We start from the raw sequence: 16,812 nt of genomic DNA, 5'->3' as shown, positions 1-16,812 counted from the left end.
CTGCACACCAAGCCAGTCCCACACTTCAGGAGCTCTCCATGTCAGAAAATTCATGGTCTTTCGAAACCCGCCAAATCCACGTTGGGCAAACCCCTGACGAGCAAACCGGTGCCCGCGCACTTCCTATCTACCAGACAACATCGTTCGTGTTTCCTAGCGCTGAGGTCGCTGCGGATCGTTTTGCGCTCAAAGATCTCGGCCCGATCTACACCCGCATCGGGAACCCCACGCAGACCGCTGTTGAGGACCGTATCGCTTCGCTTGAGGGCGGTGTTGGGGCGCTACTTGTTGCATCAGGTCAGGCAGCAACAACGTTGGCGATTCTCAATATCGCTGAAGCTGGGGACCACCTTGTTGCCTCCCCGTCCCTGTACGGAGGGACCTACAACCTGCTGGCTCACACGCTCCGCAAGCTGGGGGTTGAGGTGACCTTTGTGAATGACCCGCATGACATGGGCCAGTGGGCTGCTGCCGTCAAAGACAACACGAAGTTGTTCTTCGCAGAATCTATCCCTAACCCGCAGGCAGACATTCTCGATATTGAAAGCGTTGCCGCCACCGCCCACGAGGCTGGTGTGCCACTCCTGATCGACAACACGGTAGCCACCCCGTACCTGCTGCGCCCATTTGAGTGGGGTGCGGACATCGTTATTCACTCCGCAACCAAGTACCTGGGCGGTCACGGGTCAGCGATTGGTGGCGTCATCGTGGACTCCGGGAACTTCGACTTCGCGAAACACCCGGAACGGTTCGCGAACTACAACCAGCCAGATCCCACCTACAACGGGCTGGTGTACGCACGTGACTTGGGTGTGGGTGGGATGCTGGGCGCGAACCTTGCGTTCATTCTTAAAGCGCGTGTGCAACTTCTGCGTGACATGGGTGCTGCTATTTCCCCGTTCAACGCATTCTTGATCGCTCAAGGGTTGGAAACACTGTCGCTACGGGTTGAGCGGCACGTAGAAAACGCGGAGAAAGTTGCCCGCTGGTTGGAGCAACGCCCTGAGGTCACTGCCATTCACTACGCCGGTTTGGAATCCTCACCGTGGCACGAACGCGCCGTGAAGTACGCCCCGAAGGGCGCCGGTGCGATCGTTGCGTTTGATCTTGGTGGTGGCGCTGAGGCTGGGCAAGCGTTTGTGTCCGCGCTGAAACTCCACTCCAACGTGGCAAACATTGGTGATGTGCGGTCTTTGGTTATCCACCCAGCATCAACAACTCACTCCCAACTCAACGAGGCAGAACTTGCCCAAGCCGGTATCACTCCTGGGTTGGTTCGCCTCTCAGTAGGGATTGAGCACATCGACGACATTCTCGCTGACCTTGACCTTGGGTTTGCGGCACTGTAAGCCGACAACACTTGTAACGTCTGCTCGTGGTGTCTCACATGCGAGGCACCGCGAGCGCCCCAGCACAGATTTGGGCAAGATCGAATTACCATGACGAACATCCCTGCCTCCCCCACCTCGTCGTGGACGCGACTGTCGCACCCGTTGCGTCCATCGTCGCGGCGCGCCCAGGATATAGCTGCTACTGCGGCGTGGCGTGATGGGGATGAGTTGGGGGCACGGCGGGTGGAGTACATCGGGGACCTGCAATTAGAAGCAGGCGGTGTTTTGCCTTCTGTTACGGTCGCCTATCAAACGTGGGGGACGTTGAATGAGGCTGGAGACAACGCGATCTTGGTGTTGCATGCCTTAACTGGTGACACTCATGTCACACGCAACGTTGATCACCGTGACCCGGCGGTAGCGGCGTCTGCTGCGGCTCGGGCTTCAGCGCGTTCCCGTGACGGGTTACCTCCAGAGGATGCGCCTGGGTGGTGGGAGCCGATGGTTGGGCCGGGTGCCCCTATCGACACGACCCGGTATTTTGTGGTCGCACCCAATGTGTTGGGCGGTTGTCAGGGAACAACCGGCCCGGCTTCGACCGCCCCTGATGGGCGGCCTTATGGTTCACAGTTCCCGGTCATTACGATTCGTGATCAGGTTGCTGCAGAGGTTGCTCTCACGAAGCTGTTGGGTATTTCGCAGTGGCGTGTTGTTTTGGGCGGGTCGATGGGTGGATTGCGCGCTTTGGAGTGGGCAATTATGGGCCCCGAAGCAGGTATCGATGTGGGGGCTGCCGGGGTTATTGCGGCGTCGTCGCAGACCACTGGTGACCAGATCGCGTGGGCGCACCCGCAGATCGCTGCTATTGAAGCTGACCCGTATTTTTTTGGTGGCGACTACTACGACCAGCCGGCAGGTTTTGGTCCGCACCGCGGGTTGGGTATTGCCCGGCAGATTGCGCACACCACGTACCGCAGTGCACGCGAATTGGACCGAAGGTTTGGTCGTATTCCTCAGCATGCTGAGGACCCCATGTTTGGTGGGCGTTTCGCTGTGCAGTCGTATTTAGATCACCACGGTGACAAGTTGGCGCGTCGTTTTGATGCGAACTCTTATGTGGTTTTGACCCAAGCGATGTTGACCCATGACATTGGGCGTGACCGTGGCGGTGTCGCCACGGCGTTGCGTTCTATTTCTTGCCCGATGCTTGTGGTTGCGGTTGATTCTGATCGGCTGTTTTTGCCCCGTGAGTCACAGCGTGTTTGTGCGCACGCCCCTGGGGCAGAACCGTTGGAAACGATTTATTCTGACTACGGGCATGATGGTTTTCTTCTTGAGTTTGATCAGTTGGCACCTATGATTGCAAGGTTCCTTCGTCAATTGCCTGCCGTGCGTTCACCGAAGTAACCCGGCACAGTCGCCCCATCATAGGAGTGTGTATGCCTCACCACCTGACAACTTTGACGACGTTAACGTCCCTGTTGGAAGCATCCACCACACGGGTTGTGACCTGGCTGGAACCCTTGGGTGAGCACCTGATGCACAGTGCAGGTAAGGAATCTGCGCTGCCTGGGTGGACTATCCGGGAGTTAGCGGTCCACGTGGCAAAGTCAATGGACGCAATCATCCTGTCTGAGCAGGCCCCACCTGGTATCGCACCCATGACGTTGGCCGAGTATTTAGGTACTTACCCGGGGCGGGCGCAAGAAATAGCTGTTTCCGCTCGTGAGGCATCGGCGCAGGTGGAAGAAGGTTCCTTGTTTGCGTACATGCGGTCACAGTTCGCCGCTGCGGGGCGAACTATCGCCGCGTACCCCGCCGATGGGGACACTGTTGTTGCTGCGCGCCGCGGCCCAGTGACATTGCATGACCTGGTCATTTCCCGCCTCATTGAAGTGGTGGTGCACGCCTCTGATCTGCGCCGTTCCTTCACCGGGATCGTTGATATGTCGGCGGGGAACGTCCCCGACCACGCAGAAGCCCAACGAGTGGTTGCCAACGAACTCCTTGACATCATCATCACCCGGGGCGGGTATTCATTAGAGGTCTCTGACGTCTCAATGTGGATTGACTTGGCTACTGGGCGGCGCCCTTACAACACTGCTGAGCTCGCCCAAGCGCTATCGCCTAAGTTCACGGCCGGTGGTATCCCTGACCTTGGGCGCATGCTGCCCATCGTGTGACACCTGGCCGTGTTGCGCATGGCAACTCTGGGCACCTCAGCATAGATTGGTGCCATGCGTGCTGCACAAGTAACTTCCTTTCACCCTGACCGTCCCGTTGCCGGGTTGTCCCTCAATGAGGTTGACCCGCCACACGCCCCAGAGCACTGGAGCGTGGTGGATGTGCACGTGGCGGCCTTAAACCACCACGATGTGTGGTCATTGAAAGGGGTGGGGTTATCCCCTGATGCTTTGCCCATGACGTTAGGAACGGACGCTGCCGGGGTGACCGCTGATGGGCGGCGCGTCATGGTGCATGCGGTGGTTGGTGGGGACGGTCACGGAGTTGGTCCTCAAGAGCGGCGGTCCATTCTGTCGGAAAAATACGCGGGCACCCTCGCTGAACAAGTCATTGTTCCGACCGCGAATCTCGTAGACGTTCCAGCCACCATGTCGTTGGAAACTGCAGCATGCTTACCCACCGCCTGGTTGACCGCCTATTCGCTGGTGTTTCGCGGTGCGCAGTTGACCCCGGGGCAGTCTGTTTTGATCCAAGGTGCCGGTGGTGGGGTGTCCTCCGCTGCGATGCTCCTCGCCCTTGCCGCTGGTATCACCGTTCACGTGACGTCACGCGACCCTGCGAAACGTGAACGCGCCGCACAATACGGTGCCCAAGCGTGGGAACCAGGTGCCAGGCTCCCCCACCGTGTGGATGCAGTCATTGAGACGGTTGGCAAAGCGACTTGGGGGCACTCAGTGCGGTCCTTGCGCCCCGGTGGGGTGATCGCTATCGCTGGCGCAACAACAGGTGACCCAGATGTTGCCGAACTGACCAGGGTGTTCTTTCAAGAACTTCGTATCCAAGGTGTCACCATGGGCACGCGTGAAGACCTCGCAGCATTAGCGCAGTTTGTTGCAACCCGCGACATTCAGGTACCTATTGATTCGCGTTTCCCACTAGCTGAAGTGGATCAAGCGATAGCACGCCTAGCAGGCGGGGAACACTACGGAAAGATCCTCCTCGACATGCGCGGCGGTCATGCCGCAGCGTGACGACTGGCAACCAGACGTCTTGGGGGAAGGGTTCGAGCAGTTAACACTGTCCCTCCCGCCAGATGATGAGGGAGAGGTCGTAGCAACCATCGTCGCTGCCCGCCCGTCTGGTTTTGTGCACAGTGCACGTGCGGTGCTGTACATGCACGGGTGGAGTGACTACTTTTTCCACACCGAAACAGCAGCCTTTTGGCACGCACAAGGGGCAGCGTTCTACGCGCTGGACTTACGAAAATACGGGCGAAGTTTACGCCCCGGGCAAACCCCCGGCTACGTTGATGCGCTGGCAATATATGCCGCTGACATTAACGCCGCGTTAGAGGTGATCCGTTCCGAGCATGGACCTCACGTGTCGGTGATGCTCATGGGACATTCCACCGGTGGGCTGGTAGCCAGCTTGTGGGCACACTACAACCCAGGCAAAATCTCGGGGCTAGTACTGAACTCCCCGTGGCTGGAATTGCAAGGGTCCTCCGTGGTCCGCACGCTATCCACACCGGCTTTGCAACAGTTAGCGCGGTTCCAACCGAAAACGCCACTGCCTAACTTGGATGCCGGGTTTTACGCCCGCACCATCAACAAAGACATGGGTGGCGAGTGGGAACCCAACATCACCTGGCGCCCCAACCCCGCGTTCCCGGTGCGCGCCGGGTGGTTGCGTGCCATCACCGCTGGTCACGCAAAAGTAGCCCGCGGTTTAACCATTGACGTGCCCATTTTGATGCTGGCCTCAACAAAAACCACCATCCTGCCAAGGTGGAGTGAGGACATGCGTACCAGCGACAGTGTCCTCGACGTTGAAGTCCTCGCCAGGAGGGCCCCACAACTCGGCGCAAATGTCACCATCAACCGGATCAAAGATGGCATCCACGACCTCGCTTTATCCCGGGCAGATGTGCGCGCCCACTACTACGAACGCATCCGCCAGTGGACCATCGGTTACGGGTGGTCCGGGTAGCAGCACTGTATCGATGCTGTAGCAACCTTGCGCTCAAACCAAAGAGATGCTGGACTTCCGAACATATTCCGAATATGGTGAGTCTATGACCATCGCAGCAGATTCCTTCACGCGAACACGCCGCTCCTCAGACCTGAGCAAACACTCAGCAGAGGTTTTTGCCGAGGCTGAGGTACACCCTGTCACGGTGACCCGCCGCGATGGTGAATCGCTGGTACTGATGTCACAACGAGAAGCCGATGGGCGCGCGCACCTGCTCAACTTCGCCGCGCAACTCATCACTGTCACCCTTGACACTCAAGGGACACTTGCCGAGCGCATGGCTAAATCTTTCCCTTGGATGCTCGCTCTCTCACCCACAGACCAAGAGTCCTGCGCCCAAAATCTTGTCGACGCAGCTCGAGCATCGTTCTCGACCGATCAACCTCACCTTGCGCTCGCAGAGTTAACAAGTTGGAAGGAAACGGCTACAGCCGTCGCTGCCGGGCTCGGCCACACCAGTGATCTGGAATGGCTTGAAGACGAGTCAGTTAACAGCCTCGTTGAGCGCCCGTAGCCCATGGCTGCAGCGAAAAAGGGCGAGTTGGTATCGCGCCCACCGAAAAAGGCTGAATATGAGATCCGTTTCGCGACATCGGATGCCCGCAAAGGGTGGCAGGATCTCGTGGCAACAATTCGAAATTCCATGACCGACACATGGGATTTCCTCACGCAAACACCTTTATCAACGACACCGACAAACTATCGCCTGAAGGGTGATCTCGGGATAATTTCGCGTGGCGGCAAAACATTCGAACGCTGGCAGCACAAGCCGACGATGAAAGGTACAGCCCGAGTTTGGTACTACGTCGAGGGGCGCACTGTGTTCCTCGAGCAGGTACACACGAGCCATCCCAACGAAACGAAGTAGCAACGTCACGTTGTGGCGGCGCGTGAGGTTAGTCGGTGAGGCGCGCTTCGACGCGCTGAACTTTCCCGTCGATTTCGCCACTGTGGCCAGGGCGAATGTCAGCTTTGATCACCAACGACACCCGGGCATCGCCCTCACCAACAGCTTCGGTGGCACGCTTAATCACGTCCATGCACTCATCCCACTCACCTTCGATGGTGGTGAACATCGAATCGGTGCGGTTTGGTAACCCGGAGTCGCGAACAATCTTCACCGCTTTAGCGACCTGTTCAGTCACTGACTCTCCCGCACCAAGTGGGGCAACGGAAAAAGCAAATAGTGCCATGAGTGTGTCCTTTAGTTAAGGTGGTCGGCTAGTACCTCAGACAGGGACCTGCCGTTAATGTCCATGAGGTCTTGGACTTGGGTGCGGCAGGAGAAACCGTCAGTCATGAAGATATCTCCCTCACTGGCTTCTCGCAGGGCGGGGAGCAGCATGTTCTCAGCAACAGCAACGGACACCTCGTAGTGGCCCTTTTCCATGCCAAAGTTCCCGGCCAATCCGCAGCACCCAGACATCGTGCGCACTGTTGCGCCACCTTGTTTGAGGAGGTTTTCATCAGCGGTAAACCCCATCACGGAGTGTTGGTGGCAGTGTGGTTGCACCACGGCGGTGACATCTGAGAGGTCAGGGATGTTCCAGTTCTCAGGTTTGGTGTCTTCGCTGGTGAGGAGTTCCGCGAGGGTGTGGGTGGCGGTTGATACTGCGTGGGCGCGTGGGTCGTCGGGGAAGAGGTCAACGAGGTCTGAACGCAGCACGGCGGTGCAGCTAGGTTCCAACCCCACAATGGGGATGCCGTTCACCGCGAAGGGGCCAAGCACTGATAGCAGGTTCGACAGTTGACGTTTCGCGCCGTCGAGTTGCCCTGTGGTGATCCAGGTCAGCCCGCAGCAGGCGTCGTCTTCGGGGATGATCACGTTGTACCCGGCTGCGGTGAGGACTTTCAGGGCCGCTTTGGGGACAGCTGGTGCCAGCGCATCGGAGAAGGAATCTGTCCACAGCACAACGGTTGGTCCCCCGCGTTCCGCAACAGTGGTGGGTGCGCTCGCTTGGGTGACGGAACCAGCCAACTGGGTGTGGCCCTCTTTTTTCCACCAGGCGCTAAAGGACTGGTTGGCGAATTGCGGGAAGGAACGACGGGTGTCCATTCCCCCGGTGACCGCTGCTAGGCGGGCGATGGGCCGGAATTTGAGCATGAAGTTCGCGATGCTTGGTATGCGTTTGATGAGCCGCAACCAGCGGGGCAGCCACCCCAGAATGTAGTGGCTACGTGGCCGCAACCGTCCCTTGTAGGAGCGGTACAGCACCTCTGATTTGAACTGTGCCATGTCCACACCGGCTGGGCAGTCACTGGAGCACGCTTTGCAGGACAGGCACAGGTCGAGCGCTTCGTGGACTTCAGGGGAACGCCACCCACCGGTGACCAGTGACCCGTTGGCCATTTCTTGCAGTACGCGGGCGCGGCCACGGGTGGAATCTTTTTCGTCTTTGGTGGCCTGGTAGGAGGGGCACATGAACCCGGCGTGGGTGGACATGTTGTCTGCCCGGCATTTACCAACCCCCACACACCGGTGGATGGCTTTGGTCATGTCACCGTCGTCGTGCATAAACGAGAACCCGGAGGTGGCGGGCAGTGGTGCGGCTGCTGGGCGGCGCAGATGGGCATCAATGGGGTCAGGGTCCACGAGCACACCGGGATTCATCATCCCCTTGGGGTCAAACAACCCTTTCACAGTGCGGAATAGCCCAATAGATGCAGGTGAGTACATCACCGACAGCAACTGCGAGCGCGCCCGGCCGTCGCCGTGTTCTCCGGAGAGTGAGCCGCCGTATTGGGCGACGAGGTGCGCGGCGTCGGTCATGAAGCGTTTGAGGGTGTTGCCGTCGTCGTTGAGGGGCAGGTCGATGCGCAGGTGGACGCAGCCGTCGCCGAAGTGCCCGTAGGGCATGCCGTCGACGTTGTAGTCCTGCATGAGGTCGTCGAGGTCGCGAAGGTAGTCGCCGAGGCGTTCTGGGGGGACAGCGGAGTCTTCCCAGCCTGGCCAGGCTTGTGCGCCCGATGCGGTGCGTCCGGCGAGGCCGGCGCCGTCGGCTCGGATTTGCCACATTTTGGTGGCTTCTGGGCCGGCGGGGTAGATGGTGTAGGCGGTGGTGCCGGAGTCGCGGGCAATGACGCGGGCGTTGTCCATGGCTTCTTCGGCGGTTGATCCGCCGACTTCGACCATCATCCAGCCGCCGCCTGGTGGGAGGTCGGGGACGTTGTTGGCGCCTTTGGCGCGGCGGACAACTTCGACGAGTCGGGCGTCGAGCCCTTCGACGGCGAGGGGGCGGTGTTTGAGGAAGCCGGGGACTGCGTCGGCGGCGGTTGCCATGTCTGGGTAGCCCAGGACTACGAGGGTGGGGGCGTCTGCGATGGGGACGAGGCGCACGGTCGCTTCGAGGATGGAAACGAGGGTGCCTTCGGTTCCGGCGAGCATTTTGGCGAGGTTGCGGTCGTTTTCGGGGAGGAGGTGTTCGAGTGAGTACCCGGATACTTGGCGTCCGAACCTGCCAAATTCTGTGCGCAGGGTGGCGAGGTTCGCGGTGACGAGTTCTCCGAGCCCGGGGATCCGGTCGATGCCTTGCCCGTTGGTGCCTGCGGTGTAGGACTGTCCGCGCCCGTCGATGACGTCGAGGGATACGACGTTGTCACTGGTGCGCCCGTAGGCGACGGCGTGGGGGCCGCAGGCGTTGTTGCCGATCATGCCGCCGAGTGTGGCGCGGTTTTGGGTGGAGGGGTCGGGTCCGAACCTGAGCCCGTGGGGTTTCGCTGCTTGTTGCAGTGTCCCCATGATGGTGCCGGGTTCGACGCGCGCGATGCGTTGCTCTGGATCGATGTCGAGGACTTTGTTGACGTGGCGGGAGAAGTCGATGACAACGCCGGGGCCGATGGAGTTACCTGCGCACGATGTGCCAGCGCCGCGGGTGGTGAGGGGTACGCCGTGTTGTTGGGTGGTTTCGATGGCTGCTCGGGCGTCGTCGGTATCCTTCGGTATGACGACAACCTGGGGAACCACGCGATAGTTTGAAGCGTCGGTGGAATATTCTGCTCGGCGTATGGAAGTGTCTGACACTTCGCCGCGGACGGCTTTGCGTAGGGCGTACACCAGTTCTGTGCGCGCATTGATGTCGTCGCGGGGTGTTGGTCCCGGACCTGACTGCTGTGCATCCACCAGATTCGTCACTTCAGTATTGTCCCACTAGTACCCCAGGACCCTTGGCACTTTCCCATTTCTCGGACCGCGCTGGTGCTCACCGCACGTTCAGTCCCTGCTCATGGGATGTTCAGGGAAGAATCAGGGTCATCCCCCACGACGGCGTTGTCATGCATGTGAGAACGTGAATACGACAAGTTAACAGCTCATCACTGAAAGAGCGAGACCATGACTACTGCACAATTAGACACCGCGCAGGTTGACTCTTCTGTCATTGCCAGCGCCCGGAATTTGAAGAAAGTTTATGGGCGGGGCAGTACCACTGTTCATGCCTTAGATGATGTTTCTGTTGACTTTGAACGCGGGAAGTTCACCGCGATTATGGGCCCTTCAGGGTCTGGTAAGTCGACTCTGATGCACTGCATGGCAGGGTTGGACACTGTCACGAGCGGTGAGGTATTGGTCAATGGTGAGGCGGTGTCCTCCATGAGCCAACGCCAACTCACGAAGCTGCGCCGCACCCAGTTGGGGTTCATTTTCCAGTCGTTTAACTTGGTTCCTACGTTGAGCGCGGAGGAGAACATCACTTTGCCGCTTGATATCGCCCGTCAACGGGTGGACCGAGAGTTTTTCAACAAGGTTGTCCAGGCGGTTGGGTTGGATAATCGCCTGCGTCACCGTCCAGCTGAGTTGTCTGGTGGGCAGCAGCAGCGTGTGGCGTGCGCTCGTGCACTTGTTTCCAAACCGTCGGTGGTTTTTGCTGACGAACCCACCGGTAACCTCGATTCCACGTCGTCCCGCGAGGTGCTGACCTTTTTGCGCAGTTCTGTGGACGACTTGGGGCAAAGCGTTGTGATGGTCACCCACGACCCTGTTGCGGCGTCGTACGCCCACCGTGTGTTGTTCCTTGCTGATGGCAAGATCGTCAAGGAAATCACCGAACCAACCCCTGATTCGATCCTCACTGTTCTGTCGCAGTTGACCAACGCCGCAGGAGAAAAGCACTGATGTTACGAGTCGCACTGCGCAATGCGCGCGCGGGGCTCCTTAAACTTGCCATGTCAATTATTGCCGTGGCGCTGGGGACTTCGTTCATTGTTGGGACGTTCGCTTTACGTGACGTCCTGTCTTCCACGTTCAACGACATCGTCGATACCGGTTTAAATGGGGCCACGTATGTGCGGCCCAATGATGCTGACGCTACCGGACTTGAAGGTGGCGGTGGTGACCGTGTCATCCCTGCTGCTCTCGCGCAGGAAATCGCCCCACTGGATGGTGTGGCCGCAGCGATCCCTGATTATTCGGGGACTTTGGTTCTGGTGGGCTCTGACGGCACCGCTGTGGGGGGTGGAGGCGGCGCCCCCACTCTGGCTTTCGCTTACCTGGCTGATGACCCGTCGCTGCGGGTCACTGACGGGGTGGGGCCTGCGTCGGCTGCTGATATTGCTTTAGATACTGGTACCGCTGAATCTGCGGGGCTTGCCATTGGTGATGAAACTACCGTCATTGTTGCTGGTCAAATCCGTGAGGTCACGGTCACCGGGTTGGTGACTTTCGATGCGTCACTTGCTGGTGCGTCACTGGTCCTCCTTGACGGCCAAACGGCGATGGATACCTTCGCCCCTGACGGTATGGTCTCCACCATCGCGGTGTATGCGGCTGACTCAGCAGGTAACCCAGTTACCTACCCTGACCTAGACGAAGACACTGAAAAATCACTGACTGACGCGGTGCGCTCTACTGTCGCTGCCAGCGATCTTGCCGGTGATGACTTTGAAGTGGTGAGCGGCACCACGATGCGTGATGATTCGCAAGCACAGATCGACTCGATGCTGGGCTTCTTGTCAACGTTCTTGCTCGTCTTTGCAGGCATTGCCCTGTTTGTTGGCGGGTTCGTCATTGCGAACACGTTCGCCATGACGGTGCGGCAAAAGCAGCGAGAATTTGCGATGCTTCGCGCTATTGGCGCATCGCCTGGGCAAGTGTTCCTCACCGTTACGATTCAAGCGGTCATGGTGGGAATTATCGGTGGCGCTGTCGGTATCGCTGGTGGGTACGGGTTAGTGCACGCCATCCGTGCAGTGTTTAACACCATGGGTATGGAACTAACTGACCAGATCCCCGTGACTGTCCCCATTATTGCGTTGGGGTTGGCCACTGGTGTGTTGGTGTCTGCTATTTCTGCGGCCATTCCAGCGCGACGTGCCGCACTAACCGCACCTGTTGAGGCGATGCGCGAAGAAGCCGCACCTGTGTTGCGGCCCTCGTGGTGGCGCATCGGCATTGGGACGGTTTTGGCGCTTGGTGGTGCCGGTATGGTCACCGCTTCAGTGGTTATTGCCCGCAACGATGACGATGCGTCCATGGGCGCGCTTCTCGGGTACGGGGCTGCGCTAGTCATTATTGGGTTGCTGATTCTGTCACCCATTTTGGCGAAACCCGTTGTGCACATCACCGGGGCACCTTTTGCTGCACTGTTTAAACCGTTGGGTTCACTGGCTCGCGGTAACGTCATCCGCAACCCTAAGCGCACCGCAAACACCGCCAGTGCGTTGATGATCGGTATGGCTTTGGTTGCTGCGGCATCGGTGTTAGCTAGCTCCGTGACACTGGCAATGAAAGCTGTCGTAGCGGAAGAATTAGCGGCAGATGTCATTGTTCAGTCACAAAGCTTTGAAATCTCCGCTGACGCTGTCACCGACTTGAACAATCTTGACGAAACAGCTGAGGTCAATAGTTTTGTTGTTGCACCAGTTTCTTTAACCTGGGATGCCCGTGAAGCAACCGACGGTGAAGAACTCACTGAACCACCAGCGGAACTCAACGTCGGTGGTACTGAGGAAAACACCTTCCCCGACCTGTGGTTCACTGACCCTGTTGCTGGTGACCTAGCCGCCGTGGGGAATGGTGAGCTTGTTGTTCAAGAGTCCACCGCTGACACCTATGGCTGGGAACTTGGGGACACCATCACGGTGACTGGTTCAGAGGGCAGCGTTGATGCCCGCATCGGCGCGATTATCAATTCCCAAGCGTTGGGTATCCCGCTGTTGATGTCCACAGATCTACTCGCTGACGTTGCACCTGCCAACGAAACAGTGATCGTGAACCTGCTCATCAACGCAGCTGACGGTGTGAGTGACGCGCAACTGCGTGACGCACTTGCTGAAGCAGCGAAACCCTACTACGTGCTGAGCATCTACGACCAAGAAGAGTTCACGTCGATGCTTGCCTCCCAGGTGAATCAGATCCTCACGATCCTGTATGCCTTGTTGGGCTTGTCCATCGTCATCGCGGTGCTGGGTATCGTCAACACCTTGGCGTTGTCCGTCATTGAACGCACCCGTGAAATCGGGCTGATGCGCGCTGTGGGCTTAGGCAAGGGGCAACTCACCGCCACCATCATGATCGAGTCAGTCTTAACTGCCTTGTTCGGCACCCTCCTTGGGTTGGGCGCTGGGGTCGCTATCGCTGCGGCGATGCCATCAGTGTTCGCTAACCAAGGGTTCACGGAACTATCCATCCCGTGGGGCGCCCTGATGTCCATGGTGGGGTTGGCAGTAATTGTTGGGGTACTGGCTGCAGTATGGCCTGCGTGGCGCGCCACGCGAATGCCAGTCCTTGAGGCGATTGCCGCCGTAGAATAAGAGGAAACCTGAGCGTAAATGGCGGGTAACGGCATGGGGTTCGCCCCGAGCCGTTACCCGCTGTGACTAGGGAAGATGTCCACGGGCAGAACTAGCCACGGCGAAGATGCCCACCCCCCTTGAACCTCATGCCATTCAGCCCAACAATGAAGGTAGAGTGGCGCTACCGCCCGCAAGTAGCGCAAACAGTGACACCCGGGGAGACACCCCGGCCACCGAGAACACTTAAAAAGTACACGTGACAGGCCGATAAACGAACCATGTATGAAATGCAGTACCCTGCCGGGGAAGAGGTCGTGACCGACCGCCCCCTTACTCGGCGAGCACTGCACCAGAATTACCGGGCATCAGCGGCAACTGTCGCCAGCGCATTATCGGCCCCCTCAGCAACGTCGCCAGGGAACGCCGCGAACAGCCAGCCACAACCACGCACCGCCGCTTCACCAGAAGTACCAGCAACCCGGGCTCAACTGCGCACACGAAACTACCGCAGCGCACATACCGCCACCGACCTCACCCCGGTCCCCGACACGAAGAGCGCAAAAAGCGCCTCTGAAGCCCCGCAGTACCGTCGTGCTCACAGTACGCACAGTGCGATGACAGCACCCTCAGTGGCCTCCGCACACACGGGCACTTACCCGATGCTTTTCAACATCGAAGAACACGGTCCGCTGTCCCCCGAGTCAGGGGACATCACATCCCTGGACGCAGTCCACCCCCTGAACCTCCGTGAACTCGAACTCCACGAACACATGTGGCTCCAAGAGATGCGCCACCACCTGCGTAACCCTGGTAGCCCGCTTTTGACGGTAGATCAGTTGTCCCAGATGTACGACAAATACTGCACTGCTTGGCACACCCATTCACGGCGCAACAAATGGGACCACACTTACGTGACTAACGCGTTGGGGGTGACTCTTGGTGACCTTCTTGTCGAACAGGGTGAGGAAAGCTCGTGGATGGTGTCACAAAATGGAGAGTCCACCACTTTCGCGGTTCGCGACAACCGTCACTGCGCCACGTTTTTTCCCATTGACGCAGTGACTCGACGTTGGCTCAAAGGCCACCTTGGGTGGGTTCCTACGTTCCTGTTGAACGTTCACGAGAACTTTGGAGCAGAGAAAGCTAAAACTGCAAGTGACGATCAGCGATAGCCATGACGCTGTACTGACTGCCCGATTCTGCGGTTAACACCCACACGGGTAGGACTAGGTACGTGCCATCATCAAGCGTGTAAGGGCTGTACGTGAGTGACGCCTCAGTGATGACTTGCTCAGTGACTGTCCACGCCAGATCATTACCTGGTTCGGGGGCTGACTGAGGTTCTGGGGCAGTGTCTTCATCAACAACGTTCGGTGGCGATGACACACTTGTATCCGGCGACAGGGACACTGATGGTGACGCCGGATCAGTTGAGTCCTGGACCCCACCTTCAGGCATGACCTGAGAAGACTCATTGATCGCGCGGGTTTCCGCAAGTGGCATCATGCCCCATGGAGATGAACCAAATCGCGGGTCCGTCAACCGGTCAACAGCCGCCTGTGGTGACACGACATCATAGTCGCCAAGTTCAACAACTTCCCCCAGTGGCCCTTGCGCGGACAGCAACGTTGGACCGTTGTACACAAAGAACCACGACAACGCTTCAGCAATGGGCGGGTCCGTGAGTGTTATTGCAACTGCCACCACGTCACGCTCAGAGTCGTTGTAGTAATACGTTGTTTCGGTGGAGTCAGCACTCAACGCCCCGGCATCAAACCCAAGGGAGGCAACGACGTCGATTGCTGCGTCACTGGCCTGATCGACAGCGCGTGGCTGTGGATCCTGCAGCATTGCGTTGTCTTGGAAGGAGAAGTGTGCAGGGGCACCACCACTCAACGTCAATGTGAGTTCATTGCCGTCCCCGGTAGCGAACGAACCCCACTCTGTGCGGGTTTCTCCCTGCACAGAGAACAACGTTTTGAGAGTGTCGAACATCGATTCACTGACAGCTTCAGTGGTGTCTACGGAGTAGACCATCGATGTGGACTCGTCACCGCTGAGCCCTTGAGCAGTGAATACTTCACGCCCACGCTGACTTGGCCAGATCTCAGGCATCGAATCCGCCGAGGTATCAGAGTTACCAGAAAGTCCAGGCTCAACGACGGAAGCGCTTTCATCACCTTCGCTTCCCACAGTGGAATAGTGGTCTTCTGTGAAAGGAGATTCCGCTCCAAGAAGATAACCGCCTGTCCCTCCAACCATGGCACATGCTGCTGCAACAGCCGCAACGGAGAGCCACTGACGACGCGGGGAGCGTTGCCGACGCTCCGACAAGGAGATTGGTGTGGTTACTTCTTCGTCAGGGGCGGCACTATTGCGGATACGCGCTAAGAGCTCAGCAGCATCCGGCGTGACATGATGGCGCGCCGGATCAGCGGCTCGTAGCCTCTCAAATGTCTCGTCCTCATCCATGATGTCCTCCAGTGCCTCCAGGCGTTCCTGTACCCCCTACATGTTGACGCCTCAACTGTTCTTACATGTTGTCGTCATGATTTTCATCGGCAGCCGTCACTGCTCGGTGTAGCCGAGTTCGCGCCCGTGACAGTGCAACAGCCGCGGCATTGGCGTTTGTTCCTTGGACCTGCGCAATCTCTGTGGCAGTCAGGCCTTCCCAAGCTGCCAGCATGAGAATTTCCCGGTCACGTTCCGCGAGTGAGGCGAAGGCCACACGCAATATTTCATCCTCAATGACTCCAGCATATGGATCCGCTGCCCCTCCGTGGTCAGGGACAACCTCCACCGGTACGGGATGTTTCTTCCGATGATGGTTAGCGACAGTAAACCCAGCAGTGCGGTAGAGCCATTGCAGTTCAAAGCCTTCTGGGATGTCGCTGCGTCGACGCCATGCCGTGGCGAAAGTTTCTGACGTGAGATCGTCAACATCTTCGTGTTGTGCACGGCGAACGATGAAGCGGTGAACTGCGCTGAGGTGATTGTGAAAAAGGGTGGTAAACCAGGCGTCGCCCCGATCATGCTTCTCGGGGTCACCCGAGGTCATCGGTTCGCACGATTCTGGCATGACGGTCCTTTTCCCCGGCAACTGGTCACTGACCATTATGGTGCGTGACTCTGACACTCGGGGCACAAGAAACACCCTGTCATCGAACTGTGATCTCACAGTAATTCCACAAGACAGCACTATGGGTGACACAGAGAGTCTCTGTGTCACCCATAGTGGAGTGAGTTACTAGTTGCGACGCTTCACGCGCTGCAACCCAAAACCTGCAGCTACGAGGCCAAGGGCTAGCACTGACAGCCCGATGACGATAGGGGCTACACCGGTTTCAGCAAGGCCAGAATCAGTAGTGGTTACTGTTCCTTCTTCTTGCTGTTCGCCAGCGACCTCTGGGGTTTCCTCGGAGGTTGTTGGGTCTTCGTTGTCTCCTGCTTCGACGACAGGGTCAACGTCTTCTACAACTCCGCTGACGCCTTCATCAACTGGTTCCTCAGGAGTCACCGGGGTCTCAGGCTCAGTTGG

General features: G+C 58.3%; 15 protein-coding genes. 10 read left to right on the top strand and 5 right to left on the bottom strand.

The annotated features are described in order from the left end of the window. Window positions 1-38: 38 nt before the first annotated feature. The 7 genes from G538_RS0103260 to G538_RS0103230 all read left to right on the top strand — a co-directional run bounded on the left by G538_RS0103260 (window position 39) and on the right by G538_RS0103230 (window position 6,414). On the top strand, window positions 39-1,349 hold the full coding sequence (locus G538_RS0103260) for a bifunctional o-acetylhomoserine/o-acetylserine sulfhydrylase (protein WP_029068184.1): 1,311 nt from the start codon (window positions 39-41) through the stop codon (window positions 1,347-1,349). Between the two features lie 90 nt (window positions 1,350-1,439). After that, window positions 1,440-2,738, top strand: coding sequence for a homoserine O-acetyltransferase MetX (gene metX, locus G538_RS0103255; RefSeq protein ID WP_084618044.1), 1,299 nt, complete (start codon window positions 1,440-1,442; stop codon window positions 2,736-2,738). A gap of 32 nt (window positions 2,739-2,770) precedes the next feature. Further along, window positions 2,771-3,514, top strand: coding sequence for a maleylpyruvate isomerase N-terminal domain-containing protein (locus G538_RS0103250; RefSeq protein ID WP_029068182.1), 744 nt, complete (start codon window positions 2,771-2,773; stop codon window positions 3,512-3,514). Between the two features lie 54 nt (window positions 3,515-3,568). After that, window positions 3,569-4,546, top strand: coding sequence for a quinone oxidoreductase family protein (locus G538_RS0103245; protein ID WP_029068181.1), 978 nt, complete (start codon window positions 3,569-3,571; stop codon window positions 4,544-4,546). Continuing rightward, window positions 4,533-5,504, top strand: coding sequence for an alpha/beta hydrolase (locus G538_RS0103240; RefSeq protein WP_029068180.1), 972 nt, complete (start codon window positions 4,533-4,535; stop codon window positions 5,502-5,504). Before G538_RS0103245 ends, G538_RS0103240 begins: the two co-directional genes overlap by 14 nt. Before the next feature lie 85 nt (window positions 5,505-5,589). Next, the gene (locus tag G538_RS0103235) at window positions 5,590-6,060 is read left to right on the top strand and encodes a prevent-host-death protein (RefSeq protein WP_029068179.1); all 471 of its coding nucleotides are present in this window, start codon (window positions 5,590-5,592) and stop codon (window positions 6,058-6,060) included. A 3-nt stretch (window positions 6,061-6,063) separates the two neighbouring features. Next, window positions 6,064-6,414 carry a hypothetical protein gene (locus G538_RS0103230; RefSeq protein ID WP_029068178.1) on the top strand — a complete coding sequence of 117 codons (351 nt, stop codon included), beginning with the start codon at window positions 6,064-6,066 and terminating at the stop codon, window positions 6,412-6,414. A 28-nt stretch (window positions 6,415-6,442) separates the two neighbouring features. Here the strand turns inward: G538_RS0103230 and G538_RS0103225 are convergent, their stop codons facing one another. After that, complete coding sequence (locus G538_RS0103225) at window positions 6,443-6,739, bottom strand: MTH1187 family thiamine-binding protein (protein ID WP_029068177.1); 297 nt, start codon at window positions 6,737-6,739, stop codon at window positions 6,443-6,445. Between the two features lie 11 nt (window positions 6,740-6,750). Continuing rightward, window positions 6,751-9,669, bottom strand: coding sequence for an FAD-binding and (Fe-S)-binding domain-containing protein (locus tag G538_RS0103220; protein WP_425402176.1), 2,919 nt, complete (start codon window positions 9,667-9,669; stop codon window positions 6,751-6,753). Window positions 9,670-9,876: 207 nt separating this feature from the next. On the opposite strand from G538_RS0103220, the gene G538_RS0103215 reads away from it, so the two are divergent. The 3 genes from G538_RS0103215 (at window position 9,877) to G538_RS0103205 (ending at window position 14,446) form a co-directional block, all read left to right on the top strand. Next, window positions 9,877-10,656 (top strand): ABC transporter ATP-binding protein, encoded by a 780-nt coding sequence (locus tag G538_RS0103215; protein ID WP_029068175.1) that lies wholly within the window; start codon window positions 9,877-9,879, stop codon window positions 10,654-10,656. After that, on the top strand, window positions 10,656-13,292 hold the full coding sequence (locus G538_RS0103210) for an ABC transporter permease (RefSeq protein ID WP_029068174.1): 2,637 nt from the start codon (window positions 10,656-10,658) through the stop codon (window positions 13,290-13,292). Before G538_RS0103215 ends, G538_RS0103210 begins: the two co-directional genes overlap by 1 nt. Window positions 13,293-13,552: 260 nt before the next feature. Further along, the gene (locus G538_RS0103205) at window positions 13,553-14,446 is read left to right on the top strand and encodes a DUF3806 domain-containing protein (protein WP_084618042.1); all 894 of its coding nucleotides are present in this window, start codon (window positions 13,553-13,555) and stop codon (window positions 14,444-14,446) included. On the opposite strand, the gene G538_RS0103200 is transcribed toward G538_RS0103205, so the two are convergent. The 3 genes from G538_RS0103200 to G538_RS18120 form a co-directional block, all read right to left on the bottom strand. Further along, entirely contained in the window at window positions 14,418-15,746 is a 1,329-nt protein-coding gene (locus G538_RS0103200; protein WP_029068172.1) for a hypothetical protein, read from the bottom strand. The genes G538_RS0103205 and G538_RS0103200 overlap by 29 nt on opposite strands. A gap of 61 nt (window positions 15,747-15,807) precedes the next feature. Then, entirely contained in the window at window positions 15,808-16,353 is a 546-nt protein-coding gene (locus tag G538_RS0103195; protein ID WP_051196539.1) for an RNA polymerase sigma factor, read from the bottom strand. 168 nt (window positions 16,354-16,521) lie between these two features. After that, window positions 16,522-16,812: hypothetical protein (locus G538_RS18120; RefSeq protein WP_029068170.1), on the bottom strand; the 291-nt coding region annotated here is incomplete at its 5' end.

The sequence above is a fragment of the Jonesia quinghaiensis DSM 15701 genome (genome assembly GCF_000423205.1).
Taxonomy (GTDB): Bacteria; Actinomycetota; Actinomycetes; order Actinomycetales; family Cellulomonadaceae; genus Jonesia; species Jonesia quinghaiensis.
Note: the sequence above shows the minus strand (reverse complement) of the source record. Positions and strands in the feature narration are given on the sequence as shown.